Here is a 24649-nt window from a genome sequence, read left to right on the forward strand (position 1 = left end):
ATTAAATTTTTCGGCTACGCTGTGGCTTGTGGCTTGTGGCTAATTCTATATCTATGAATTCCACACTAGAAAAATCTCTAAAAGAGGCTAGACTCTGCTCTAACTTAAGCTTATGGGTGGCATCCACGCCCTGCACTAGACAATGAATTTTATAAAACAGGGGGATATTTTCGTATGTGTGGGCAGCGTGGGTAAGCATGGAATGCAAGGCCACACCAGCGGGTAGGCAATAGCTCTGATTAAATGCCACAACAACGGGAATAGTTAGGGGGTCGGACATACAAAGCCTTTAAAAGCTTCCATGCTAACCCCCCTTAGCTTAATGAAAGCTTTTAATGCCCCTCTTTTAAATACAAGCTGTGCAAAACTTTGACCTCCTCCAGCTCCTTATTGCCATCGATCATGGAGTGCAAAGAGCCTTTAATGGCAAACAAGGACATGTACAAATGCACGATAAAAAAACCCACGAGCACCAGCCCAAAGAAGTTATGCACCAGCGCGCTTAAACGCAAAAGTGAGATTTGATAGAGCCCAAAAAAGTTAGCAATTTGGCTCAAATCGGCGGTGTTGAAGTATAAAATCCCTCCGCTGGCGATCATCACAAACCCGCCTAAAGTGGCGATCCAAAACCAAGTTTTTTGCCCCGCGTTGAATTTATAGGCGGGCACAGGCTTTTTCTCTTTGGAAAGATAGCCCCCCATGATGATGAGCCATTTAAAATCCGCTAGACTTAAAATCATGTCTTTAAACCACATAAAGAGCATGGGCAAAACCGCCACCATAAAGATCACACAGCCCACGCTGTGCGTGATTCGACAAAAGCGCACAAACGCCCCTCCCCCAAAGAAATCCCCAAAGACCATGATCAGTCCGGTGGGCACAAGCAAAATAAAGCTGACCCCTGCTATCCAGTGGATGATGCGGTTAAACAGGCTAAAAAAGGGGATTTTCTGGCCGCTATGCGCGAACTGCTTAGGGCCAATGACAAGATAGTGCAAGAGAAAAGCAAAGGCGACTCCTAGCACCACGGCTAAAAAGAGCCATAAAAAATAATGCCCCTGCCAAAGTGTCCAAATCTGGCCGAGCTTGCCCGTGTGGGCCTGCCCGTAGGGCAGAATGCCTAAAATGCGCTCTTGATCTAGGGGGGTTGTTTGCGCCCTTAAGCCCGCCAAAAGCCCCATAAAAAGCAGCAATTTTTTCATGGGCTCTCCCTTAAGGTGTGGCACCCTCTAGTTGGTGCGCAGCTTTGGTCTTAAAATCTTGGGCGTTGGCGTATTTTGCCATGACCCTTCTTCTGTAAATGTCAGCAATACTCAGGGCATCGCCCACTAAGAGCGCGTTAGTTGAGCAAGTCGCTGCACACATGGGCACTTGCCCGCTGGCGATGCGATTGACCCCATAAAGCTCCATTTCTTTTTTAGAGTGGGTGGGCGCAGGCCCACCCGCGCACATGGTGCATTTATCCATCACGCCGCGCACGCCAAAAGCCCCATCTCTGGGAAATTGGGGCGCGCCAAAGGGGCAGGCGTAAAGGCAGTAACCGCACCCAATGCAGGTTTCTTTGTTGTGGAGCACGATCCCATCCTCACGGATGTAAAAGCAATCCACGGGGCAAACCTGCGCGCAGGGCGCGTCTGTGCAATGTTGACAGGCGATCGAGATAGACTTTTCCTTGCCCTCCACACCCTCATAAAGGGTAATGACCTTGCGCCGATTAAGCCCCACTTCTAGCTCATTAGAGTGCGAACACGCCACAGAGCAAGCGAAACAGCTGATGCAGCGGTTGTCATCGCAATAAAACTTCATGCGATTGGCATTGGGGATTTGTTTAGCAGGTTCTAAGTTTGCCATGTTAAGCCTTTTCAATGCGGCACAAGCCGGCGTTAAACTCAGGGATTTGGGTGACCGGATCAAAGCCGTAATTGGTGATTGTGTTCGAGCTCTCGCCGGTGGTGTAGGGCTTGGTGCCCTCGGGGTAGCGATGACTCAAATCCACGCCCTGCAACACCCCCGCAAAGCTATAGGGCATGCAAATGCGATCGGGGGTTACGGAGTGGCTAAAGATCGCCTTAACTTTAATCTTAGTCCCCTCGGGCGAATGCACCCACATCATCTCGCCGTCTTTAATCCCGTGATTGAGCGCCAAATCGGGGTGGATGTGGCAAAACATCTCGGGCGTGATGTGGGATAGATACTTGCTGGTGCGCTCTAGCATGCCCGCTCCGCTCAAATTCACCAAGCGCATAGAAGCGATCACAATGGGAAATTCTTTAGCCCACTCTTGTTTGTTTTGTTCGCTGGCGTAGCGCACATCCACCCTAAAGTTATTCGCTTGGTCTTTAATGGCGGGGTATTTTTGCACTAAATCCGGACGCGGGGAGTGCAAGGGTTCGCGGTGCAAGGGGATTTGATCGATGAAGTTCCACACAATGGCGCGTGCGCGCGCATTCCCATAGACACAAACGCCCTTTTCATCGCATTTCTTTTGGATGAGCCCGCTGGTATCGACTTTCCAATTATCCCCCATGATCGCCTTTTCGTGATCTGTGAGTTTGATTCCCAGCACCTTTTCAATGTTGGCTTTAGTGATTTCAGGGTAACCGCCCTTGATCGCCGAGCCCTTGATGGTCACGCTCTTGTCAGCCAAGAGGCTTTGCCCGTTGTGCTCCTCGCCAAAGCGCGCCCGAAAGCCCATGCCCCCCTCTTTGGTGGGGGTGCTGATGTCATAAAGTATAGGCGTGCCGGGGTGTTGTGGTGTCCAAGCTGGCCAAGGCAAGCCGTAATATTGCCCCTTCATCGGGCCATAGCCCTCTTGGCTGATGTAATCAAACATGTGCCAATTTTCTTGTTGGGCTTTGAGCCGCTCGGGTGTCCAGCCCCCAAGACCAATCACTTTGATAGAGCGCGCCATTTCTCTAGTCGCGTCTTCTGGCCACTGGAAGGTTTGGCGCACCTGCACCAATTCCCCGTTTTTATCAAAATCACAGAGCAGGGCTTTGGTGTATTCTTCATAAAAGCCAAATTTCTTTGCCATTTCAAACATCAGCTCGTGATCTTGCTTGGCTTCATAGAGGGGCTTAACCACTTGGCTGCGCCACTGGGCGGCGCGGTTGGTGGCGACCACGATCCCCTCACATTCAAATTGGGTTGCCACGGGCAAAACATACACCCCATCGGGTCTATCCGTCAAAATCGCCGCCTCGTTTAAGAAAGGTTCGGCAATCACCATGAGGTCTAATTTCTCAATCGCCCGCGCCATTTTGGTGTTGTGCGCTAAAGAGCTCACCCCATTGCCCTGCACCCACAAGCCTTTAATGGGCGCGCTTGAGTGGGTTTTAGACTCTTGCAGTACGCCCTCGTACCAAAGTGACAAGCTAAAGCCCTTTTTATGCATCCACTCGGGGGCAAAAAAGCGTTTTTGCAAGCTCTCAAAGCTCACACCCCAGCACTTAGCATAGTGCTTCCAGCTGGCCTCACTGAGGCCATAATAGCCGGGCAAGTTGTCGGCCACACAGCACATGTCCGTAGAGCCTTGCACATTGTCATGCCCGCGCACAATGTTACAGCCCCCGCCTTTTTTGCCCATGTTGCCGAGCACTAATTGCAAAATAGACAGAATGCGCGTGTTGCCACTGCCCACTGTGTGCTGTGTGATCCCTAAAGCCCACGCCAGCGTGGCAGGCTTGGCAGTGGCAAACACCCTAGTGGTTTGGATGAGTAGGTCTTTAGGCACGCCCGTGATGTCCTCGACCACTTCGGGCGTGTATTTGAGTGCCTCTTTTTTGATCGCATCGATCCCATAGGCTTGGTTTTTAATGACCTCTTTATCCTCCCAACCGTGCTTAAAGATCAAGTGCAACATGCCATAAACAAAGGCAATGTCCGTGCCCGAGCGAATCCGCACATAAATGTCCGCCTTAGCCGCACTCTTGGTAAAGACCGGATCGATCACAATGAGCTTTGCGTTGTTGCGATCTTTTGCTTGTAAAAAGTGCTTAAAGCCGATCGGATTGCTCACAGCCGTGTTTAGTCCGATCATTAAAATCGCTTTAGAATGCCCGACAATGTCCCCAAAGTGGTTTGTCATCGCACCATACCCCCATGTATTCGCCACACCGGCGACTGTGGTGCTGTGTCAAATGCGGGCGACGTGGTCTATGTTGTTTGTCCCATAAAAGGCGGCAAACTTACGCCAGTAGTAGGCTTGTTGCGAATTCATTTTCGCACTGCCTAGAAACATCATGCTATCAGGGCCATACTTTTCGCGCATGGCGATCATCTTCTTGCTGATCTCATCAATGGCCTGCTCGTAGCTGATGCGCTTCCACTGTCCGCCCTCGCGTTTGAGCGGGTATTTGAGGCGCATTTTAGACTTAACGAGGTCGATTTGATCCACGCCCTTACAGCAGTGGCTACCCGCGCTGATGGGGTGATCTTGAGCAACATCTTGGCGAATCCACACCCCGTCCTTGACCTCGGCGATGATTCCACAGCCGGCTGAACAAATGCTGCAAATCGTTTTAACCCGTTTGACCCCTTCGTTAGGATCGATCGTGCTTTCCTTCTTGGTGGCTTTGGTGTTAGCAAAGGCAAGACTTGCCCCAGCCCCAGCCCCCAGCGCGCCCATCTTTAAAAAAGAGCGCCGGCTTAAATTACCCATATGTTCTCCTTACCATACACTTTTATAAAAAATCTCCCAAGCGGGGGTCTTGTGATAAAGTATCTCTTTTTTATTGCTCTTGCCCACCACCACGCCGCTGCTGCCCGCATCCGTGTCGGGAAAACGCCTTTCAGGCATGGTCGCTAGCAAACTTTGGCTAGAGAGGGCCCCCACCCCCAAAACGCCCAGTTTCTTTAAAGCCCCGCGTCTTGTTTGGGCTTTGTCGTTCTCGTCCATCAAACCTCCTAAGCTAGGTTAAAGAATAACCTTTCGTGTTGGATAAATGCGCCCAAAATTATAGCACAACTTTTGTAACACACGCTTTTTTGGTGTGTGGCGATCGCCTCTATAAAAGCATCGCCAAACAGATGGAAGAAATCCTTAAAAAGTTTTTCATGCAACGCAAAAAATTTCGGATCGCCCAGCATTTCTTTTAAAAAGGCGTTCATCATCAAGGTTAAAAACGCCAGATCGTCCTCAGCCACGGGGCTTGTGATCGTGTAGCTTGCGAGTTGCAAACCCGATTGCTTTAAAATGTCGATCGCCTCTAGGCGTTTCTTGCCATTGTCTTGCCCCTCCAAATAATAAGACGCGCTTAAGGGGACAAATTGCTCCCCGGGCGCGAACAAGAGCGCGTCTTGCTCTGCCCTAAAAACCTCTAAGCCCTGCGCTAAAAAGCCGTCAAACTCTTTCCACGCCTGCGCCGTTTTTGAATCAAAGGGGTGGTTTTTTAAATGCCCCACTAAGGCCTTTAGCTCCTCAAAAATAGACTCTCTTTGCACAAAAATCACCATATAGTGCCACAGGCGGTAAAACAACGCCCGGGCGTGGATCAAGTCAGCTTCCATGCGGGGCTTCTAAATGGTTGTAAATGGGGTTGATTTGCCGGCGCACCCGAATAAAAATGGCCCGCTTAGGCAATTCCTCTAAGTTGATAGCCCCCACATAGGCGCAAGTGGAGCGCAGTCCGCCTAAAATCTCTTGCAAACTGGACGCAACCGCTCCCCTAAAGGGCAAATACACTTCCTTGCCCTCGCTGGCCCGATAAGAGCGCACCCCCCCGTGGTGCTCTTGCATGGCAGTAAAAGAGCTCATGCCATAAAAAAGAGCGTAAGCTTTACCTTCTTTTTCTACGATTTTAGCCTCGGATTCAGCGTGTCCGGCCAGCATCCCGCCCAGCATCACAAAATCTGCCCCCCCCGCTAGGGCTTTAGCGATGTCGCCCACACAAGCACAGCCCCCATCCCCACACACCAGCCCGCCCAAAGCGTGCGCTGCCTGCGCGCACTCCACAATGGCCGAAAATTGCGGCACGCCCACTCCCGTCATTTTGCGCGTGGTGCAAACACTGCCCGGGCCAATGCCCACCTTGACAATGTCCGCCCCCGCTTGCACGAGTGCCTCGCTCATCTCTGCCCCCACGACATTGCCCGCCATCAGGACTTTATTAGGAAACTTCTCGCGCACTTTAGCGATGTGGGGCAAAAAATGCGCGCTGTAACCATTGGCGATGTCGATACAAATATTCGTCAAAACGGGGATGGCCTCTAAAATACGCTCCAATTTTTCTAATTCTGCTTGGCTTGAGCCAATCGTGGCAAAGACATAGGGCAGGACTTGCGGGTTTTCTTTGGCAAACGCCACCCACTGCTCCAAAGTGTAAAACTTGTGTAGAGCTGTGAACATTTTTTCTTGTGCGAGGGCCTTAGCCATGCTAAAAGTGCCCACGCTGTCCATATTTGCCGCCATCACCCCCACCCCGTTTAACACAAACCCGCTTTTGGTTTTAAATGAGCGGGTTAAATCGACCTCTTGGCGGGAATTAATGGGGCTGCGTCTAGGTTTGATCAAGACATCTTCAAAATCCAAATATTCATGTGCATCCATGTGCATGGCAAGCCTTTATGTGGAATAAACCCCAATTTTAACCTAATACTCCAAAAAGTACTGCTGTAGGGTTTTTAAATCTTGGGTCTTTGTGAGCGCCACCATGAGCAAAATCCGCGCTTTGGATGGGTTTAAGTTGTCGCTGGTTAAAAAGTTGTATTTGGCATCGTTGATCTCGCCCGGCTGGGTGATCTCCCCACTACCCACGCGGCTAGAGCGCACCACCACAACTCCCCTCGCCACTGCACCCGCTAGGCTTTGAAGCACTGAGGGGTAAAGGTTGCCATTGCCCATCCCGGCGCTGATGATGCCAAGAGCCCCCTTAGCCAAAGCCGCTTGTATAAAGTCGGGGTTGTCGTTTTCGTGCGCATAGAGAATATCCACGCGTGGCAGGCTTTTAATGCTGGCGATGTTAAACACGCTGTTAAAGGTGTGTTTGCGGGTGGGTTGCATGTAAAAATGCACTTGGCCATAGAGCACAGAGCCTAGCGGACCGGTGTTTAAGGACTTAAAAGCGTCCGTGTGTGTGGTGTTGGTCTTGCTCACTTCTCTGGCCGCGTGGATGCACCCATCCATCACCACCAAAACCCCCTTGCCCTGCGCTTGTTTGTCCGCTGCTACGGCTATGGCGTTGTAGAGGTTTAAAGGTCCATCGGCGCTAAGAGAGCTGGCGTTGCGCATTGCCCCCACAAACACAATGGGCTTTTTGCTATGCACCACAAGGTCTAAAAAATACGCGCTCTCCTCCATCGTGTCTGTCCCGTGCGTGATCACCACGCCATGCACTTCGGGCCGATCGAGCAAGGCCTGCGTGCGTCTGGCAAGTTTTAACAAAGTGGCGTTGTCCATCTCTTGCGAACCGATGTTGCTGATTTGCTCTGTTTGGATGGCAGCAAGGTTTTTAAGCTGTGGCACTGCCCTTAATAGCGTCCCCACGCCAACAGTTCCCGCCTTGTAAGCGCTGCTTAACTGGCTAGCAGAGCTGCCCGCAATGGTCCCGCCAGTGGCCAGCACATAGACCAAGGGCTTGGCCCAACACACCCCCACCAACAACAAAGACAAAAAAGCCCGCATGAAATCCCCTTGCAACTAGATACAAGGACTCTAGCGCATTTTTCTACACGCTTGGCAAATAGCTTAAGCTAAAACCCTAGCTTCGTTTGCTAGAATGGGCGGTTTAGATTTCAAGTAAGGACGCGTATGCAAACCTTGTCTATCATCAAACCCGATGGTGTGAAAAAGCGCATCATCGGCAAAATCATCACCCGTTTTGAAGAGGCGGGGCTGGAGGTGGTGAAAATCAAACGCCTGCATCTAAACCAAGCGCAGGCTGAGGAGTTTTACGCCATCCACCAAGACCGCCCTTTTTTCAACGATTTGATCGCGTTTATGACCAGCGGCGAGGTGGTGGTGATGGTGCTAGAGGGGGCGAATGCTGTGGAGAAAAACCGCGAGCTGATGGGCGCGACTGATCCTAAAGCCGCCAAACCCGGCACAATTCGGGCGGATTTTGCCGAAAACATCGATGCCAATGTCGTGCATGGCAGCGATAGCGAAGAAAACGCCCAAAGAGAAATCGCTTTTTTCTTTAGCAAATAGTGCGCCTAGAAATGCAAAAAATCGGGCATTTGGCTAAGTCTGTGGCGTGCGCCTTTGAGGGCGTGCGCTTGGACGGGCAGGTGCGCCGAGTCGCCCCTAAGCTGTTTATATTTGAGGGGCATTTGCGCGGAGAGGTGCAGGTTGTGTGCGCGCGCAGCGCCGAAGTCTTTAACAAAACCTTGTCTCAAGATTTAAAACTTCTACTCTCTGATGGGGTGTTTGATCCCAAACAGAGTCTAGAGGGCTTGGGCGTGGATGCCTTAGATGCCATCGAGTGTTTTAATGGCATCATTGATTTAGCAGATGTTTTGCGCTCTGAAGTGCAGAGTATCCAAGCCGATTACCACTATTTAGACCAACCATAATAAAGGATGAACAATGGCCGTACCTGATAGACGCGTGAGTAAAACAAGGGCGAGAAAACGCCGCACCCACTACACAGCTAAATTAGCCATGCCCGTTAAAGGCAAGGATGGAAGCTGGAAGTTGCCCCATTTTGTCAATCGATTCACAGGCAATTACAAATAGCCAGCGATGAAAATCGTTGTCGATATGATGGGGGCTGACCTTGGGGTCTTACCCATTATTGAGGGTGTTTCTAAGGCTTTAGCAAACAAGGCGTTTGAGCCCGTTTTGGTGGGCGATGCCAAACAAGCTAAGGCCTTTATCTCTAAGGATTTGGCTTCTAAGGTGGAGGTCATCGACTGCCCCGATTTTATCCGCATGGATGAGCAGGCCACGGACGCGCTTAAGCGCAAAGAGTCTTCGATTTTTGTGGGGATGGATATTTTAAAAAACGGGGCAGATGCCTTAGTGTCTGCCGGGCACAGCGGGGCGACAATGGGGCTTGCCACGCTCAAACTCGGGCGCATTAGGGGGGTGAGTCGCCCCGCTCTATGCACTTTGATGCCCTCTGTGGGTAAGAGGGCGAGTTTGTGTTTAGATGTGGGCGCGAACACCGATTGCAAGGCGGAGTATTTGCTCGATTTTGCCATTTTGGGTTATGAGTATGCCAAAAGCGTTTTGGGCTATGACAGCCCCACTGTGGGGCTTTTAGCCAATGGTGAGGAGGACAGCAAGGGCGATAGCTTGACCAAAGAGGCGTTTAAACTCATCAACCAATACCCCCTTTTTGCTCCCCCTAAAGAGGGCACGCCTATTTTTAAAGGCAATGTGGAGGGCAATGACATTTTTGTCAATAGTGTGGATGTCGTGGTGTGCGATGGTTTTGTGGGCAATATTGTGCTTAAAACCACCGAGGGGGTTGCCAGCGCGATTGGCAACATTTTTAAAACCACGATTAAAGAGCATTTTAGTGCCAAAATTGGGGCGTTTCTTTTAAAAGAAGCCTTTGGCATGCTTAAGCAAAAAACGGATTACGCCGAGTATGGCGGGGCTCCTCTTTTAGGGGTGAATAAAGCTGTCATCATCAGCCATGGCAAAAGCAACGCGCGGGCGATTGAGTGCGCCATTTATCAGGCGATTAAGACTAAGGAAAGTGGCGTAGCAGAAAAAATGGCGCGAGCCTTTAGCCACAAAACCCCCACAGAGCCTACGGCTTCGAATTAAAGGATTTTTATGCCCTATGCAATGTTGCGCTCAGTGGCTTCGTATGTACCTACAAATTGTGTCCCTAACAGTGCCTTTGAGACGCTTTTAGACACCAGCGATGAGTGGATACAAAAGCGCACGGGGATCAAGACCCGCTATTTTGCCAGCCCCGAGGAAAAGAGCAGTGATTTGGGCGTGCAGGCGGCCAAGCTTGCCATTGAGCGTGCCGGCTTGCGCAAAGAAGACATCGATTTGGTTTTAGTGGGGACTTTAAGCCCGGATTATGTTGCCATGCCCTCTACGGCCTGTGGTTTAAGTGCCAAATTGGGCTTAGAAAACACGCCCAGCATGGATCTCATTGCCGCTTGTAGTGGGTTTATCTACTTGCTCGCCACTGCTAAGGCGTTTGTGGAAAGCGGGGCGTATCAAAATGTGTTGATTGTGGGGGCAGAGAAGTGCAGCAGCGTGTTGGATTTTAGCGATCGCTCCACTTGTGTTCTCTTTGGAGATGGAGCGGGCGCGTGTGTGATCTCGCCCACCAAGGACATTAAAAAAAGCATTTTAGATGTGAAAATCGCCGCCAATGGGAATTTTGGCGACTACCTTTACACCCCAAGAAACATCAAAGGCAGTGCTTTTTGCCCCGGGTATGAGGACAGCCAAGCCCTGCACATGAAAGGCAATGAGGTTTTTAAACTCGCCATTAAAACCTTGCTAAAAGATGTGGAGGAAATCCTTCAAGCCAACGCCATCACCCCCGAGCAAATCACCTACTTTATCCCCCACCAAGCGAATTTACGCATCATCCAAGCGGTGCAAAACCAACTCGCCTTTAAGGAGGAACAAGTGGTTTTAACCGTGCAAAAATACGGCAACACCTCGGCGGCCAGCATCCCTATGGCGATGAACGACATTTACGAACAGGGCAAACTCAAAACGGGTGATTTAATGCTTTTAGATGCCTTTGGCGGGGGCTTAACTTGGGGCTCGGCTTTGGTGTATTTTGGTGGAGAAAAAGCGTAGCTTTTTCTTAGTGTAGCTTTTCCCTAAGCTCCCTAAGCATAGCTTGCCTTTGAAAAGCTTTCCTTTAAGCATGGCCTACCCCCACAAAAGGGTTTTGTGTGGTCTAAACCTCTTCTTAAAGCCTAATGGCCCTATTTTGGCAAGTTTCTCTAAACTTAAATGCCTCAATTCTAGCAATTTTAAAACTTTCCGCACGCACTTTAATGCGCGCTTTTTGGGTGGCTTTATGTGTCCGGGAGAACACTTTTGACAATGTCAGGGGCAGCTTTCCTAATTGGCTTTTTGTGTGGGTTTTAAGCGCGCGTCAAAGACTACCCCAGTTAAACTAGACATCCACGACTCTAATGGAGAGTTTTGGACATGAAAGAATTTAGGCGTTAGATGATGTAGAAAACTTAAACGCTTGGGTGTATTGGTATGATAATAACAAAGCCCAAGAAATTTGGGGCTATATCCAAACCCCGCTAGATATGCAAAATAACAATCTTATTTGTGTGACCAACGAACAAAAGAAGCTACACAGCAATTTTTTGTATTAAACGCCCAAAGTCTTTTAATTGGGACGGTACATTTCTCCATCCGCCACAGCGTAAAGCCCGCTTGAATCAATAACCGCGACCAATTTTACCAACCCTATAGCGACTCTTGGCAAGAGGATAGAGAGCTTTTAGGCGATTGTTTGGTGTTTATGCTTTTTCATCCCAACGCCAGTTTTTATGACATTAAAGAGTTTGTTAGCGCTAGAGATGGCAAGGGCAAGTTAAACCCACTTACTAAAGCCAAAGACGAGCATTATAAAACTTGATACGCCGCCTTGAAAGAGAGTCTAGACGCGTTAGCCAAGCAACTAGAACTTAGAGTTTTTGAATATGGGTTTGCACTTGGTGAGATCAACACATGTTGCGCTCAAATTACCATTTAAAATCTAAATGGGGATTGTATGAAACTCTTTAAAAACATTTTAATGAGCGTTTGCGCACCCTAAAGAAAGCACATTTACAACTGATTTTTAAAACGCTAAAAGCTCAAAGGAAGTGAGGTTGCGTATAGTGTTGCGTGAATAACCCAGTAAAACATTTTTATTTGGATTCTAAAGGAGGCATGGGACAAATGTTTTCTCAGTGTCTTTATTGCTCGGGATTGTGGGGATTGTCTTTGCAATCCCTTATGTTGTTGATTTTTTCATTTTAAGAAATGGGCCGCTTTATTTGATTAGAGTGCAGCGCATTTCGTGAGCATAGCAACAATCACAGCAAAAAAGGTTCGTTTAAAGTCGTAAATCTTTGGGCTTTTCTCTCACTAAGTAGCTAAAATCTTTACTTTCATCATACAAATAGTCAATGCCACTTGTCAGAATGATTTCTATTGTGTCTTCAACTAAAATGTAACGATCATGGGTTCTTTGGTATTGGGTGGTGTTCTTTGTGATGGTCCAATCTCCACAAATCTGTTTTAGGTCTGTAATTAGAGATTGCCCCCTGGAGTTTTTATCACAACTTAAGATTATCTTCAATCTTCTCTTTGGGAGCAATTCTCTAGCAAATGCCTTAAAGGTACTTTGGTGATCTAGTATATAGTTATCGTGGATGACACAATATTTGCAATGTTCCAGCAGGGCCTTAATGTGTTGTTTGGCTTTATCTCTTTTTTCTCTATGAAAAAAAGTAGCGCTGAAATTGTTTTCAATCACATCGCTATTTACATTAACGAAGGGGAAATCATTTTTATGGCTAGATAAAACGATCTTGTATTTCGTGTGGGCTAGAGCTTCCTTTTGGGGATAAACATGCCCGCTTTTTATGATGTTGGCACGCAACTCTGGGTCCCAAATTTCTAAGATTTTTAGTTGTTCTTTAGTGGGCAAAATCTCAGGTTTATAGTAATGCAACATGCGCTCCACAAGAGATTTATCTTCTATTTCTATGGGCTTTCCCTTCTTGAATTTTAAAAACGCTTCGTATAAATCGTCTTCGCAGCACATGGAAAAGCCCATCACATGATCTCCAATAGTTCGTCCAAGCCGACATCTAAAAAACCCGTGGGGAAGTTAATGGGCTCCTTGTTTGGATCGACCAATCGTCCCCCTGCACCAATATCAATGACCTCAAAACTTTTATTGGGCTGATCTTTATAAAAAAAGCGCACAGCATCGCTGGATAGATTTTTCTTATAGACCTCATGGCGGAGTTTGTGTAAAAAATAAGCCGAATGTGTCTCAATAATCAATTGGATTTTTTTACGCGCAACGAGTTTAGCAAAAAAGCTTGCCAAATTGGCAATGGCTTTAGGGTGCAAATGGATTTCTGGATTTTCAATGAGAAAAATATCGTTTTCTTTGAGCGAAAGAGCCATGATTAAAATCTTAGCAACATAGCTCACCCCCGCTCCCACATTAAAAGGTGAAAAAGGACTTGCTGTCCCGGACTTTCTAAAAGCAACACGGACATAATCCCCAATCTTTTCTGTAAACAATTCTAGATTAGTTTCTAAAATTTCCTGCATATCGTGATACAGGTCTTGATCGAGAGTCTGCCTATTGTCATGGTAATAGGCAAAAGCGTATTCTCCATCTATGCCAAACTTCACATCTTTTTGGGATTTTGCTTGGGATTGTTGCCCTATTCTGTTTGACCAAAGATAGAAAAGATTTTCTTCAAACACTAAATCTAAAGGCGTTCCCTCAAAATGCCAAAGCTGATCGCGACTACACACCAATTCTGCTTGTTGTTGGTCTTTACGCAACAGAAGCCGACTTTCTTTGGCTTTGATTTCGTTATTTTTAATACTAGCATAGTCCATGATAAAGTCAATAGCACCCCTAAGCCATATATTGTTATGGTTGTAATAAGAGGCTAATAGAATGGTCTGCAACACACTAGACTTGCCTACCGAGTTTGTGCCCGTAAAACAAGTTAGGGGCCTTAACTCAAAGACTTCTTTTTGGATACTCTTAAAGTTTTCAATCTGAATAAAGTTAATCATGTGAAGCCCTCCTTAACATCTCTTCTACTTGCGCGAATCTAAATTCAATGTTGCTTGGACTTTCAACGCCAGAGGCAAATGTGCCTGAATCCTCAAATTCGTCTTTTAATTGTTCAAGTGCCTCGATCGCAATTTTCTTGCGTTCTTGGTGGGCACGCACAAATAGATATACAAAACACTCAAAAAGGGCTATATTAATCGGTCTTTTTTGACTCTTTCTTTCCTTGCTCTTAAATCTAAAAATAGAATCATCGCTTTGCGCTAATATATCTTTCATGGCTTGATCAAAGTCTCCAAGCACATCTTCATAAGTCTCTTCCTTAGATTGATTGATCCGCTTCATCACTTCCGCCAAAAAATCATCCATGTTTGTGTATTTAAGATCGCCTAAACGCTCTGTTCTTAGCAAATAAAACGCTACAAAGCGCAAGACAAGGTAGCGATCTTTCATTCTCGAGCTAAGTTTCTCTCCCATCAGTTGCTTAAAGCTCTCCAATTGGCACATGGAATTAATGAAAGTTGTAGAGCGGCCGCAATAAATCGCATTGCGCATTTCCTGATTATTTAGCTGTGTTCCCCCTCTGTTGAGTCGATCAAAGACATCAAACTTGACCCGATCGGGCACGGGAGGCAGGATCGTATATACCTCCAGTTGGTAATCCTCAATCCTATTTTGCATAAATGGCTCTAAGGCTAAGAATTTCTTCTCATTAATGTTTGGCAAGATCTTCAAAGAACGCAGGGCAAACTTTTCATTAAGAAAATCTTGGATACAGGTTAGCCTTTGCAGACCATCGATCACTTGACGAGTGGGTTCTTGAGAACCCAGCTTTTCAGATTCAATCATGTAAATGACGGGCAGAGGAATCCCTATGAGAATCGATTCGATGAGCTCTGATCTCTGCTTAGTTTTCCAAACTCTTGGGTTTCTCTGAAAATCTGGTTGGAGATTGATCCTCCATCGTTTGGGATCATCTAGTCTTCTTTTCATGTCAAAGACACTAACTCTATCTTTAGCTAGCCTGAGTTCTTTGATAGGGTAGTTATCCTTGCTTGTTCTAATCTCTAATGTTTCTTCGCCTTCTAATTTTTGAGACATCTAAGCCGTCCTCTAAATTCTATATCATTATAAATAACCAACTCAAAGCTAGAAAATTATACAACATAGAATAGATGTCTTGAGTTGCAATAAAATGATTTACAGCATGGGGTCCAGAAAATCGTTGCTATTTTTTGTGCTATGAGAAATGATAACCACTTCAAACTTGGCTATAAATTGGCCAATATCTAAGAGTGGAAAGCACAAAATCCGCCATTTTCTTAACGAGTGGCAACAATGAAAATCACCCCTTTTGCGATGCATTGCTGATTCTCCTAACCAAACAACAAGAGTTGCATTCCATAAAGATTAAGCTAAATTTAGCTAGAATCAAGGCTTGCATGGGCGGTGGTTGCTTTGGGTCAAACCAAAGAGGAAAGTCCGAGCTACGAAAGACAAGATTCCATTTAACGGATGGCTAGCGCAAGCTAAGGGAAAGTGCCACAGAAAATAACCGCTCTTTTAGAGTAAGGGTGAAAAGGTGGGGTAAGAGCCCACCGCGCCCCAAGCAATTGGGGTTGGCTAGGTAAACCCAATCTGTAGCAAGAAGTGTATGGTAAAGTCTTTGATGAGGCACTTCGCAAGAGGTGGGTTGTAAAACCCATCCAAGATAAATAACCACCCTCGACAGAACTCGGCTTATGCCCATGCTAACTTGCCAAAGGATTACACCTGCACCAGAGCGTTTTGTTAGAAGAGGTTGTCGCTTTTTTTGAGCCTCTATCCCAAAAGCCACAACCTGTTTTAGTGGATTGCACTTTGGGGCTTGGCGGACACGCTCTAGCCTTGCTAGAAGCTTACCCGCGCCTGCGTGTCATAGGCATCGATCGGGATCGCCAAGCCAGCACTCTAGCCTCAGAAAGATTAGCCGCCTATACGGACCGCTTTAACTATTGTGCGGGCAATTTTGCCACAATTTTGCCGACTTTACCCGCACCCATTGATGGTATTTTAGCCGATTTGGGCGTGAGTTCTTTACAGCTAGATAGCCCCCATCGGGGCTTTGGGTTTCACTCTTTGAATCTGGACATGCGTATGGATATGGAGCAATCTTTGGATGCTTTTAAAGTAGTGAATCATTACAGTCTTTATGAATTGGAGCGGGTGTTGCAGGCGGGCGAAGTGCGTGAATATAAAAAAATCGCTTCTCTCATCGTGCGGCAACGCCACAAACAGCCCTTTAACACGGCGCAAGATTTGGCCAACTTTTTAGCCAAGCACACCCATAGGGGCAAGTTGCACCCCGCAACCTTAGTCTTTCAAGCGATTCGCATGGAGGTGAATGCTGAAATGCAAAACCTACAAACTTTGTTAGAGTATTCTAAAACCTTGCAAGACACGCTTTTATGTGTCATTGCCTTCCACTCTTTAGAAGACAGACAGGTTAAGCACGCCTTTAGAGAATACGCCAAAACCTATGGCGAAATGCTCACTAAAAAGCCCATTACCCCAAGTCCGCAGGAAGTGCGCCATAATCCGCGTGCGCGTAGCGCTAAAATGCGGGCTTTTCACTTTAAGGCTTTATGGTGTCCTCCAAACCCCTAGAACCTGAAGGGCAAGAAAGGCGGTTGCGCGCCACAGACAAAGAGCGCGAAGCCCTATTTGCCAACAGCACACAAGAGCAGCAAGGATTCTCCTTGCTTTCTTTAGTCGCTATTTTTTCCATCTTTTTTGTGGTTTTGCTCCTTTTTATGCCTAAAATCTATCTTAGCAACAACATTTACTACATGAGCCGCGCCATCCAAAAACTCCAAAGCCAAGCCGAATTGCTGCAAGAGGAAAAACACCGTCTGCAATTAGAGCTAGAAAAACAACGCTACAAATACAACATTGAGGACATGCCATAAATCAGATTCGCATCGAGCTATTCTTTTAAACTTGCTTGATAGGTGGCGTGCATTTTATCTAGGGTGCTTAAGATAATGTCTTTGGCTTTGGTGTAAAATTCGGGCAACTCAGCTTGTTTTAAAGGCAAACAAGCCGCGAGCAAATGCAAACACAGATGAGAGAGCGAGCCCTCAAACAAAAGCCCCACTAAAGGTTGCTTTCTAGTGGTGTCGATGCTCGAGGCGTTGATGTCATCTACTAAAGCGTAAAGGTCTTTCTTAGTGTTAATGGGGGTGTTTAAGAGCTTTGTTAAAGCCGTTTGAAAGGCGCTAAAATCCTCTTTGGGTGGCCTCAATTTAAGGGGCTTAAAGGCGTTTTTAATGCGCCTAATGGCTTTGGCTTTGTTTCTCTCTGCAAGCTTTAAATCTTGCGCCCTTATGGGTGTGGTGTTTTCAATAAACGCCCCGCTAGAAAGGTTATAGACCTTGTTTTGTCTGTGCGCAAATAGTTGTCCCATTTGTTTAGCCGAGAGCAAAAATAAGCCATCGCTAAAGACTCTTGTTTTACCAAAATTCGCGCGTACTTCTAGGGTGTTTGGGGGGATTTGTAAGTCCTCTTGGCCATAGTAAGAGCCTTTAGCGTGCTTTGTCTGCCCCTCAATGTAGCCACAATCCAGTCCGCACAAAATTAAAGTGTGGCTCAACAAGCTTGCGATTGCCACCCCCGCATTGCCCACAAAGGGTGCGCTAAACTCTACACTTAAATTCGGGGCCAAATATCCACTGCCACTCCCCCCTCGCATGAACACATACGCTTCTTTAGCGCAACTTAAAGCCTCTGGGTTTAGCATATTGCCACAGATTAAAGGCGTGTCGCCTAAGGGTGCGTCCAACAAAACTTCTTTTAAATACCCGATGCGCTCGATTTCAATTTGAAAATCTATGGCTATGCCAGCCCTCTTTAGCACCTTTAAAGCCGTTCCGCAGCTAAAAACCACCATTTTAGGCGCGTTTTCTTTTAAAAAGGGCAAGAGAGAATCTAAGCTAGGGCCATTGCCAACCACGCAAATGGGAAGGTCTATGGATTTGAGGTGTTTAGGTTGAAAAATGGGAGGGTTTGTTTTAAGATTTTCTAGGGTGTTGTTTAAGCCCAGCATTTCATCTTCAAAGCTGCCCCACCCTCTGAGCGCGCTTTTCTTGGCTTGATGGAAGCTTTGGGCTTGCTCTTGTGTATTTTCGTTTTTGTAGGGGTCAAATTCTAGGTGCAAAAAACTATGCGTGATCTTTTTAGTGACAAAGATGTTTTGCAACAAGGCGGGGGGAATTTGCCCCAGAATCAGTACACACGCACTCGGGGGCGTTGCCTCAAACAAGCGGGCGTAATCAACAAAATAACAGCTGATGCGCCACAAGTCGGGGTGCTCCTCGCACAAATAAAGAGCGTGGAAAAACGCCCCTTGCTCTAAGAGCAGTGCCAAGCACAGCCCCCCCGCTAAACCATAAAAAATCGTGGGCGGGTAGAAGTTTGCCCCCAAGCGGCATATAGTGCCGCTTTCAGTGGGGCTTAAATTTAACAGGGCTTGGCAGCCTTCGTTGGTTAAGGGCAAAGATTCAAGCGGGTTTAAAGGGGTGATGTCGTTGTCATCAAGCCGCCATTTGGGGTTATTTAGCGGGCTTTGCGCCCACTCTTTAGCCAAATTGAGCATTTGGTGTTGCCCCTCAATGCAGGGGAAAAGCAAACTGTGATCGGTTAGGTTTAAAACATTGACCCCGCCTTCGTTGCTGAGCAAATTATAAAGCGTGGGAGGGGTTAGAAGTTTGGCATAAAGCTTAGGCAAGCGAGCTTGAAAAAACTTTAAATTGTTTTCAAAGCAAGCCTGCATCCTCCCCTCTGCAATCAACCCCTCCACTTGGGTTATTTCGCCACGATTTGTTTATAGCCCCGGTTGATGTCAAAGACTAAAAAGCGTTTAGGGACATTTTTATAGCGACTCAAAGCGCGGTTAAAGTCCTCAATGCTCGTGATGCTGACATTTTCAATTTGCATGATGACATCGCCCTGTCTAAAGCCTAAATCTTGAGCCTTAGAATTTTCTTTGACCTCTTGCACCAACACGCCGTGGATGTTTTCAGGGATACGGGCTTCTTTGCGCAGTCTAGGCGTTAGAGTCTCGACTTTTAGCCCGCTAAGTTGCCCGTGCGCGCCCTCGTGGGCGGTGCTGGTTTCTTTCTTATTGGGGTTTTTGCGCTCGGTGAGGACTAGGCTTGTGGTGTATTCCTTCTTGTTGCGCATGTATTTGATCGTGACGCGTTGGTTGGGTGCCATAGAGCCGATCAAATTACGCAACTCGGCGGAGTTTTTCACCTTTTTGCCATTAACTTGCATGATCAAGTCCCAAATCATCAGGCCCGCTTTTTTGGCAGGGGAATCTTTTTCAATATTAATGACAATTGCACCCTCTTGCCCATTGTAGCTAGATTGCAACTCGGAGCTGACATCTTGGATGCCCACGCCCAAATAACCCCTATGGATCGTGCCCGTTTTAATCAGCTGGATGGCGATGTGTTTAACTGTGTTTGAGGGAATCGCAAAGCCCACGCCGTGGTTGCCCCCCGTGCGCGATAAAATCGCCGTGTTGATCCCCACAAGGCCGCCACGACTGTCAATGAGCGCCCCCCCCGAGTTGCCCGGGTTAATGGCGGCATCGGTTTGGATAAAATTTTCGTAATTGTTGATCCCAATGCTCGTTTTATTGAGTGCTGAGACGATGCCCTGTGTTACGGTTTCGCCCACGCCAAAGGGGTTGCCGATCGCAAAAACCAAATCTCCCACCAATAAGTCATTGCTGTCAGCAAATTGTATGGTTGGTAAGTCGTCTTTATTGATTTTGATCACCGCCAGATCGCTGTCCGCGTCCTTACCCACTAAGGTGGCTACATACTCTTTACTGCTCCCTGGAATCGTGACAGAAATTTTATCCGCCCCATCGATGACATGGTTATTGGTGACGATGTAGCCATCTTTGGAGATGATGACACCACTGCCCAGTGCCCTTTCGACCCGGTCTTTTGGCACAGAGTTATACAAATCGCCAAAGAATTGTTGAAAAAAGGGGTCATTAAAGATCCCCCCGCTCATAAAATTGCTTTTAATCTTCTTTTGTGTGGAGATATTCACCACGGCCTTTTTCGCCTCTTTTACGGAGTTGTGGTAAGAATAAATCGTGTTGTTCCCGTTGTGATCCGCTCCCACGCGGTTTTTCACCTCGGGCATGGTTTGGATATTGATCGACCCTGCCCCTAGTCCCATGGCCAAAGCCACGCTTAACGCTATAAACCTCATCGCTGTCCTTTAAATTTAAGTATTTTTGCCCAGTATAGCCAAACTTTGTTTAAGCCCCCCATTTGTCCTTAGTGAGGTAGTAGCCCAAATAGCATAAAAGGGTGTAGCCAATCGTTAAATACGCCCCGATGCGTTGCTCTGGGTCCATATACGCCCCTACAATCCCCACAATCGATCCGCTGATGCCCACCAGCTGGATTAAGGGTAAAAAAGGCGCGCGATAAGGCAAGTCGTCTAAGGATTTGCCCGAAGCCACAAATTGTTTTCGAAAGTTATACTGCGCCACGCTCACGCTGATCCACACGATGATCACGCTAAAACTGATGATGTTGATGAGCGATTCGATGATCTTTTCAGGCGCGTAGGCTTGGGTGAACATGCCAAGCAAGGTAAAACCCATGGATAAATACATCGCATAAATGGGCGTGCCCTGTTTGTTGAGTTTGGCAAAAATGGGGGGAAACATCTTTTTTTGCGCCAAGCCATAGACCATACGGCTAGAGGCATAAACCCCAGAGTTTGCCGTGGATAAAATCGCTGTGATGATGACAAAATTCATCACATCGGCAGCATAAGGAACCCCTGTACCAATCAAGGGCAGGGGGATACGCTCTAAGGTGCTCACAAAGGGGCTTTTAGCGATGCTCGAGTCTGTCATGGGCAAAAAGACAGAGATCACCACCACCGACCCTAAAAAGAAAAACACAATCCGCCACAAAGTCGCCTTAATGGCCTTAGGCATCGCCACGCTCGGGTTTTTTGCCTCCCCTGCTGCCACGCCTACAATCTCGGTACCTGTGTAGGCAAAGATCACGGCCAAAATCACCCCAAAGACCCCCATTGCCCCCTTGGGGAAAAACCCTGCCTCTAGCCCTAATTTTGGGTTAGCCTGCGCCATGTAAAAATTTGCCCACACCGAGCTAAAGCCGTGCAAGTGGATTTGATAAACAATCCCCACAACGCCCAAGACGATGAAAATAAAGACCGCCAAAACCTTAATGGACGCTAAAAAAAACTCCCCCTCAGCAAAGATTTTCACCGAAAAGGCGTTGAGTAAAAAGATCAACACAATACAGCCCATGACAAAGTAATACACGGGCACATGAGGAAACCATCTTTGCATGAGCAAGCCCACAGCGATGTACTCCACCGCCACCGTGATGACCCAGCCCACCCAATACATCCAAAAGACCATATAGCCTGTCGCCGGCCCGATAAAACGGCCCGCATAATCGCCAAAGCTGCCCGTGGTGGGATACACACTTGCCAGCTCTCCCAAAGACAAAATGATCGCATACACAATCACCCCACCCACCATGTAGGCAATCAATGTCCCTAAAGGCCCGGCGTTGGCGATGTTGCCCCCCGTGCCCACAAATAACCCCGTGCCAATCGTCCCGCCAAGCGCGATCATCAACAATTGGCGTACTTTAATGCCCCGACCTAAATGTTCGTTTTCCACAGACTTCCTTTCATCCCCTCTTTAAAACGCCGCCCGCGCCGTTTTAAAGCCGCCTCAAAAAGGAGTGCCACACGCTCAAGTCTAAATAATGGGGGGGTAAAGAAGTGTAAAGGGAGCACATTAGGCGTACCACATCAGCTTGGCGCACACGATGATGAGCCCCCCTAAAATGAGGACGCTCGGGTGTATGATTTTCTCAAGGGGGTTCTTTTTGTTTAAGAATTTGCAAGTTAAAGCGATCCCCACCATCACAAAAATCCCACATGCAAAGCAAATTTTTAACATCAAAACCTTTTGAAAGGGGGTTTCAAAGTAGCCCTTATCGCCCCCGATATATTGGCTCACCATCATCCCCCCCGTGATCAATAGCAAGAGCACGCAAATGGGCATGATTTTCACCGCCCGCTGGCCGATCCCCTGCGCCGCCTTGCTGGCGATCTCATCCCCGTAAAGCTTTTTGACATTAGGCAAAATCAGCACATCAAAGAAAAGATAGCCAATAAAGATCACGGCACAGGATAAATGAATCACCAAGACATAAGGATAAATTGCAGCCATAGGCGACCTTTTAAGATTAAATCAAACCCCCCATTGTAGCCTAACTTGGCTAATGAAGTCCAACCCCCAAATACCGCCCCAAAACTTGCGTGCTGGATTGCAAGAATTTGTCCATGAGTCGCTCAAAGCGATCTTTTTGCAGCCAAATGGGGGTTTTGACATGGCTTAAAGACTGCAAGGCTTTAATGGCCTGGTTGTAAGTGCCTACATGGTCGATGAGGTGCAAATCTAGGGCTTCTTTGGCGTTAAAAATCTTGCCCTCAGCAAAATCAGGGGCGTTTTTGACATCTAGCTTACGCGCCTTAGCCACATCGCCCACAAACATTTGATACTCTTGATCGAGCAGGCGATCCAAGTATTGCTTTTCTTTATCCGTCCAAGCCCGCGTAAAAGTGCCCACTTCTTTATAGGCCCCCTTAGCCAGCCCCTGTGATTTGATGCCGACTTTGTCCATGAGAGCTTGTATATTCACCCCGCTAAAGATCACACCAATAGAGCCCACAAGCGCGCCCCTATTGGCGTAAATCGTGTTGGCCGCCATCCCTGCGTAATAGCTCCCGCTTGCCATCACGCCCTGGGCGTAAGCCACGATGGGTATTTTTTTTCTAAGTTCCGTGAGCAAGTCGTTTAACTCCACACTGGCACTAATGCTCCCTCCCGGCGAGTCGATGAGTAAAAGCACGCCCTTAACGCTGGGGTTTGCTAAAACTTGTTGCACCTGTGCCCTTAAACTCTCGCTTTCAAAAATGGGCCCATAGAGGTAAATTTTAGCCAGATTGGGCGAGGGGGTTTGTGTGCTCTCTTTGCTCACAAACACAAACAGCACAATTAAAATCAATACAACCGCTTTAAAATAACGGGTGATGAAGTCTAGGGGGGTGGTGAAAACCTTTGCCAACTTGGCGAGCATGACAAACTCCATAAAGGGGATAAATCCCCTTATTATACTACCTTAAATGAAAGTGTGTTATAAACTTGACAAAAAAGAAATGCGATGGCGTGCAAGTTTTGCCCTAAAATTAGGCGGGGTGATTTGTTGTTTATTGTCGTGGCGGGGGTAGCTTTTTATGGGGTTTATAGCTATCAAATGCGTCAGGTCCAACAGGCGCAAGAAAAGCGGGCGCAAGATTTTAAGAAATTGCAAGAGTCTTGCGTGCTCAACCACGACAAAAAGGCATGTCAAGAAGTTTTTAGGCCGGGCTCTAGCGCACCGCAAAGGTAGTTCATGTTGCAAAAAATTCTCCCGCTTGTGTTTGTGTCTTCCTTGCGCTTTTTGGGGTTGTTTATTGTCTTGCCCGTGATCTCTTTATACGCTGTGGGCTTTAAAGCTTCGGCGATGATGATGGGCTTGGCTGTGGGCGGGGCGTATCTCACGCAAATTTTATGCCAAACCCCCATAGGCATTTTAAGCGACCAGTACAGCCGTAAAAAGGTCGTGTTGTGGTGCTTGGGGGTGTTTAGTGTGGGCTCTTTGCTTTGCTTTCTTGCCCACAATATCCAAACCCTTGTTTTGGGGCGCTTGATTCAGGGCATGGGGGCGATGGGGGGGGTTTTAAGCGCGATGATCGCCGACCTTGTGGAAGAAGAGAAACGCACGCACGCCATGGCGATGATGGGGGCGGGGATTTTCTTTAGCTTCACAGTGGCGATGGTGATTGGCCCTAGCATTGGGATGCACTTTGGGGTGCAATGGCTCTTCATGCTCACCACCCTTTTAAGCCTATCGTCCATGCTTTTAATGGCCCTAAAAGTCCCCGAACCGCCTAAGATTGTCTATACCCTCAAAGAAAAACCCCGCTTGCTGGATGCCTTAAAAGACAAGGATATTTTTATCATCAATAGTTGCTCTTTTTTTGAAAAGTGCTTGATGACCTTGATTTTTGTTTTGATCCCCCTAGCCCTTGTGCATGAGTTTAAAATGGATAAGGGGGTGCTTTGGAAAATCTACACAGCCGGGGCTTTGCTTGGCATGGTGAGCATGGCCCCTGCGGCCATCATTGCCGAGAAATTCCACAAGGCTAAGGGAGTGCTGCTTGGGGGCGTGTTTTTATTCTTGATCGCTTATGCTTGTTTAGCCTACGCCGATCGGCATTTAGGCTCGCCCACGACTTGGCTTTTTATCTTTGGGATCATGTGCTTTTTTGCGGGCTTTGGCACGCTTGAGCCCATCATGCAATCTTTGGCGAGTAAATTTGCTAAGGCACACCAAAGAGGGCTAGTGCTTGGCATGTTTGTTTCGTATGGCTATGTAGGGTCGTTTGTGGGGGGAATGTTGGGTGGGATGGGTTACACTTATTTAGGCGTGGAGAAGGTGGCGATCCTTGTGGTCGTGGTGTGTGTGCTGTGGTTGGGGCTTGTAAGCCTGCTGAGTAATCCTGGCCAGCAAAAAAATGTCTATTTCCCCCTAGATGCCTTCGATCGAGAGAAATTTAAAGCCATTGAAGAGCAAGCGGGCATCATTGAGTGGTACATCAACGAGAGCCAAAACACCATCATCGTTAAGTACGATGTTTTGCACATCAGCCAAGAGCAGATCATAGAGCTTTCTGTAGCGTTTAGAAAAGGCGCGCAGAGCGGCATTTATTGACTGGGGGGGGGGGGGGGGATTTTTTTTTTGTGGGGGGGGGGGGGGGGGAATATTTAAGTTTTATCAAGTTTC

The 24649-nt window shown here is 47.5% G+C and carries 25 protein-coding genes and 1 other RNA gene; 10 read left to right on the forward strand and 16 right to left on the reverse strand.

All coding sequences use genetic code 11. The features are described 5' to 3' along the window. Position 1: 1 nt before the first annotated feature. The 8 genes from HAL07_RS03635 to HAL07_RS03670 are packed head-to-tail and all read right to left on the reverse strand — an operon-like array spanning position 2 to position 7621. Positions 2-280, reverse strand: coding sequence for a glycosyltransferase (locus HAL07_RS03635; protein WP_053945152.1), 279 nt, complete (start codon positions 278-280; stop codon positions 2-4). 52 nt (positions 281-332) lie between these two features. After that, a complete protein-coding gene (locus tag HAL07_RS03640; protein WP_053945153.1) occupies positions 333-1202 on the reverse strand; it encodes a formate dehydrogenase subunit gamma in 870 nt (289 codons plus the stop codon). Positions 1203-1212: 10 nt separating this feature from the next. After that, the gene (gene fdh3B, locus HAL07_RS03645; protein WP_053945154.1) at positions 1213-1851 is read right to left on the reverse strand and encodes a formate dehydrogenase FDH3 subunit beta; all 639 of its coding nucleotides are present in this window, start codon (positions 1849-1851) and stop codon (positions 1213-1215) included. 1 nt (position 1852) lies between these two features. Next, positions 1853-4660: a formate dehydrogenase subunit alpha gene (locus HAL07_RS03650; protein ID WP_082355819.1), complete on the reverse strand. Its 2808-nt coding sequence runs from the start codon at positions 4658-4660 to the stop codon at positions 1853-1855. A 9-nt stretch (positions 4661-4669) separates the two neighbouring features. Continuing rightward, the gene (locus HAL07_RS03655) at positions 4670-4897 is read right to left on the reverse strand and encodes a hypothetical protein (RefSeq protein WP_053945156.1); all 228 of its coding nucleotides are present in this window, start codon (positions 4895-4897) and stop codon (positions 4670-4672) included. A gap of 8 nt (positions 4898-4905) precedes the next feature. Continuing rightward, positions 4906-5508, reverse strand: coding sequence for a molecular chaperone TorD family protein (locus HAL07_RS03660; RefSeq protein WP_053940854.1), 603 nt, complete (start codon positions 5506-5508; stop codon positions 4906-4908). Next, positions 5498-6553 (reverse strand): GMP reductase, encoded by a 1056-nt coding sequence (locus HAL07_RS03665; protein WP_053940853.1) that lies wholly within the window; start codon positions 6551-6553, stop codon positions 5498-5500. The genes HAL07_RS03660 and HAL07_RS03665 overlap by 11 nt, the downstream gene beginning before the upstream one ends. 36 nt (positions 6554-6589) lie before the next feature. Then, positions 6590-7621 (reverse strand): type II asparaginase, encoded by a 1032-nt coding sequence (locus tag HAL07_RS03670; RefSeq protein ID WP_053945157.1) that lies wholly within the window; start codon positions 7619-7621, stop codon positions 6590-6592. 126 nt (positions 7622-7747) lie between these two features. Between HAL07_RS03670 and ndk the strand changes: the two genes are divergently transcribed. The 5 genes from ndk to HAL07_RS03695 are packed head-to-tail and all read left to right on the forward strand — an operon-like array spanning position 7748 to position 10720. Continuing rightward, the gene (ndk, locus tag HAL07_RS03675) at positions 7748-8146 is read left to right on the forward strand and encodes a nucleoside-diphosphate kinase (RefSeq protein WP_053945158.1); all 399 of its coding nucleotides are present in this window, start codon (positions 7748-7750) and stop codon (positions 8144-8146) included. Continuing rightward, complete coding sequence (locus HAL07_RS03680) at positions 8146-8511, forward strand: DUF177 domain-containing protein (RefSeq protein WP_053940595.1); 366 nt, start codon at positions 8146-8148, stop codon at positions 8509-8511. Before ndk ends, HAL07_RS03680 begins: the two co-directional genes overlap by 1 nt. A 13-nt stretch (positions 8512-8524) precedes the next feature. Beyond that, positions 8525-8674, forward strand: coding sequence for a 50S ribosomal protein L32 (gene rpmF, locus HAL07_RS03685; RefSeq protein ID WP_015106300.1), 150 nt, complete (start codon positions 8525-8527; stop codon positions 8672-8674). A gap of 6 nt (positions 8675-8680) precedes the next feature. Then, positions 8681-9715: a phosphate acyltransferase PlsX gene (gene plsX, locus HAL07_RS03690; RefSeq protein ID WP_053940596.1), complete on the forward strand. Its 1035-nt coding sequence runs from the start codon at positions 8681-8683 to the stop codon at positions 9713-9715. Positions 9716-9724: 9 nt separating this feature from the next. Next, complete coding sequence (locus HAL07_RS03695) at positions 9725-10720, forward strand: beta-ketoacyl-ACP synthase III (RefSeq protein WP_199767022.1); 996 nt, start codon at positions 9725-9727, stop codon at positions 10718-10720. A 1267-nt stretch (positions 10721-11987) separates the two neighbouring features. Here the strand turns inward: HAL07_RS03695 and HAL07_RS03710 are convergent. Genes HAL07_RS03710 through HAL07_RS03720 form a run of 3 tightly spaced genes read right to left on the reverse strand, consistent with a single transcriptional unit; the run spans position 11988 to position 14801 of the window. Next, on the reverse strand, positions 11988-12701 hold the full coding sequence (locus HAL07_RS03710) for a hypothetical protein (protein WP_156295935.1): 714 nt from the start codon (positions 12699-12701) through the stop codon (positions 11988-11990). 11 nt (positions 12702-12712) lie between these two features. Continuing rightward, on the reverse strand, positions 12713-13702 hold the full coding sequence (locus tag HAL07_RS03715; protein ID WP_082355820.1) for an AAA family ATPase: 990 nt from the start codon (positions 13700-13702) through the stop codon (positions 12713-12715). Next, positions 13695-14801: a DUF262 domain-containing protein gene (locus tag HAL07_RS03720; RefSeq protein WP_053940601.1), complete on the reverse strand. Its 1107-nt coding sequence runs from the start codon at positions 14799-14801 to the stop codon at positions 13695-13697. Before HAL07_RS03720 ends, HAL07_RS03715 begins: the two co-directional genes overlap by 8 nt. Before the next feature lie 337 nt (positions 14802-15138). Between HAL07_RS03720 and rnpB the strand changes: the two genes are divergently transcribed. The 3 genes from rnpB to HAL07_RS03735 all read left to right on the forward strand — a co-directional run bounded on the left by rnpB (position 15139) and on the right by HAL07_RS03735 (position 16648). Continuing rightward, positions 15139-15458: RNase P RNA component class A (rnpB, locus tag HAL07_RS03725), an RNA gene on the forward strand. Positions 15459-15473: 15 nt separating this feature from the next. Next, positions 15474-16346, forward strand: a complete 873-nt coding sequence (rsmH, locus tag HAL07_RS03730; protein WP_053945161.1) for a 16S rRNA (cytosine(1402)-N(4))-methyltransferase RsmH — start codon at positions 15474-15476, stop codon at positions 16344-16346. After that, positions 16325-16648, forward strand: coding sequence for a hypothetical protein (locus HAL07_RS03735; RefSeq protein ID WP_053940603.1), 324 nt, complete (start codon positions 16325-16327; stop codon positions 16646-16648). Before rsmH ends, HAL07_RS03735 begins: the two co-directional genes overlap by 22 nt. A 17-nt stretch (positions 16649-16665) precedes the next feature. Here the strand turns inward: HAL07_RS03735 and HAL07_RS03740 are convergent, their stop codons facing one another. The 5 genes from HAL07_RS03740 to sppA form a co-directional block, all read right to left on the reverse strand. Next, positions 16666-18510: a motility associated factor glycosyltransferase family protein gene (locus HAL07_RS03740; protein WP_082355821.1), complete on the reverse strand. Its 1845-nt coding sequence runs from the start codon at positions 18508-18510 to the stop codon at positions 16666-16668. A 32-nt stretch (positions 18511-18542) separates the two neighbouring features. Continuing rightward, positions 18543-19970: a Do family serine endopeptidase gene (locus HAL07_RS03745; protein WP_053945163.1), complete on the reverse strand. Its 1428-nt coding sequence runs from the start codon at positions 19968-19970 to the stop codon at positions 18543-18545. A 49-nt stretch (positions 19971-20019) separates the two neighbouring features. After that, positions 20020-21432, reverse strand: coding sequence for an amino acid permease (locus HAL07_RS03750; RefSeq protein ID WP_053945164.1), 1413 nt, complete (start codon positions 21430-21432; stop codon positions 20020-20022). 120 nt (positions 21433-21552) lie between these two features. Beyond that, positions 21553-21990 carry a CopD family copper resistance protein gene (locus HAL07_RS03755; protein WP_053945165.1) on the reverse strand — a complete coding sequence of 146 codons (438 nt, stop codon included), beginning with the start codon at positions 21988-21990 and terminating at the stop codon, positions 21553-21555. Positions 21991-22039: 49 nt separating this feature from the next. Continuing rightward, complete coding sequence (sppA, locus tag HAL07_RS03760) at positions 22040-22912, reverse strand: signal peptide peptidase SppA (protein ID WP_104741858.1); 873 nt, start codon at positions 22910-22912, stop codon at positions 22040-22042. Between the two features lie 72 nt (positions 22913-22984). On the opposite strand from sppA, the gene HAL07_RS03765 reads away from it, so the two are divergent. Together HAL07_RS03765 and HAL07_RS03770 are read left to right on the forward strand one after the other, a co-directional pair. Next, the gene (locus HAL07_RS03765) at positions 22985-23212 is read left to right on the forward strand and encodes a hypothetical protein (protein ID WP_053940608.1); all 228 of its coding nucleotides are present in this window, start codon (positions 22985-22987) and stop codon (positions 23210-23212) included. 3 nt (positions 23213-23215) lie between these two features. Next, positions 23216-24577, forward strand: coding sequence for an MFS transporter (locus tag HAL07_RS03770; RefSeq protein WP_053945166.1), 1362 nt, complete (start codon positions 23216-23218; stop codon positions 24575-24577). Positions 24578-24649: the final 72 nt, after the last annotated feature.

It is taken from the genome of Helicobacter ailurogastricus (assembly GCF_001282945.1).
Lineage (GTDB): Bacteria > Campylobacterota > Campylobacteria > Campylobacterales > Helicobacteraceae > Helicobacter > Helicobacter ailurogastricus.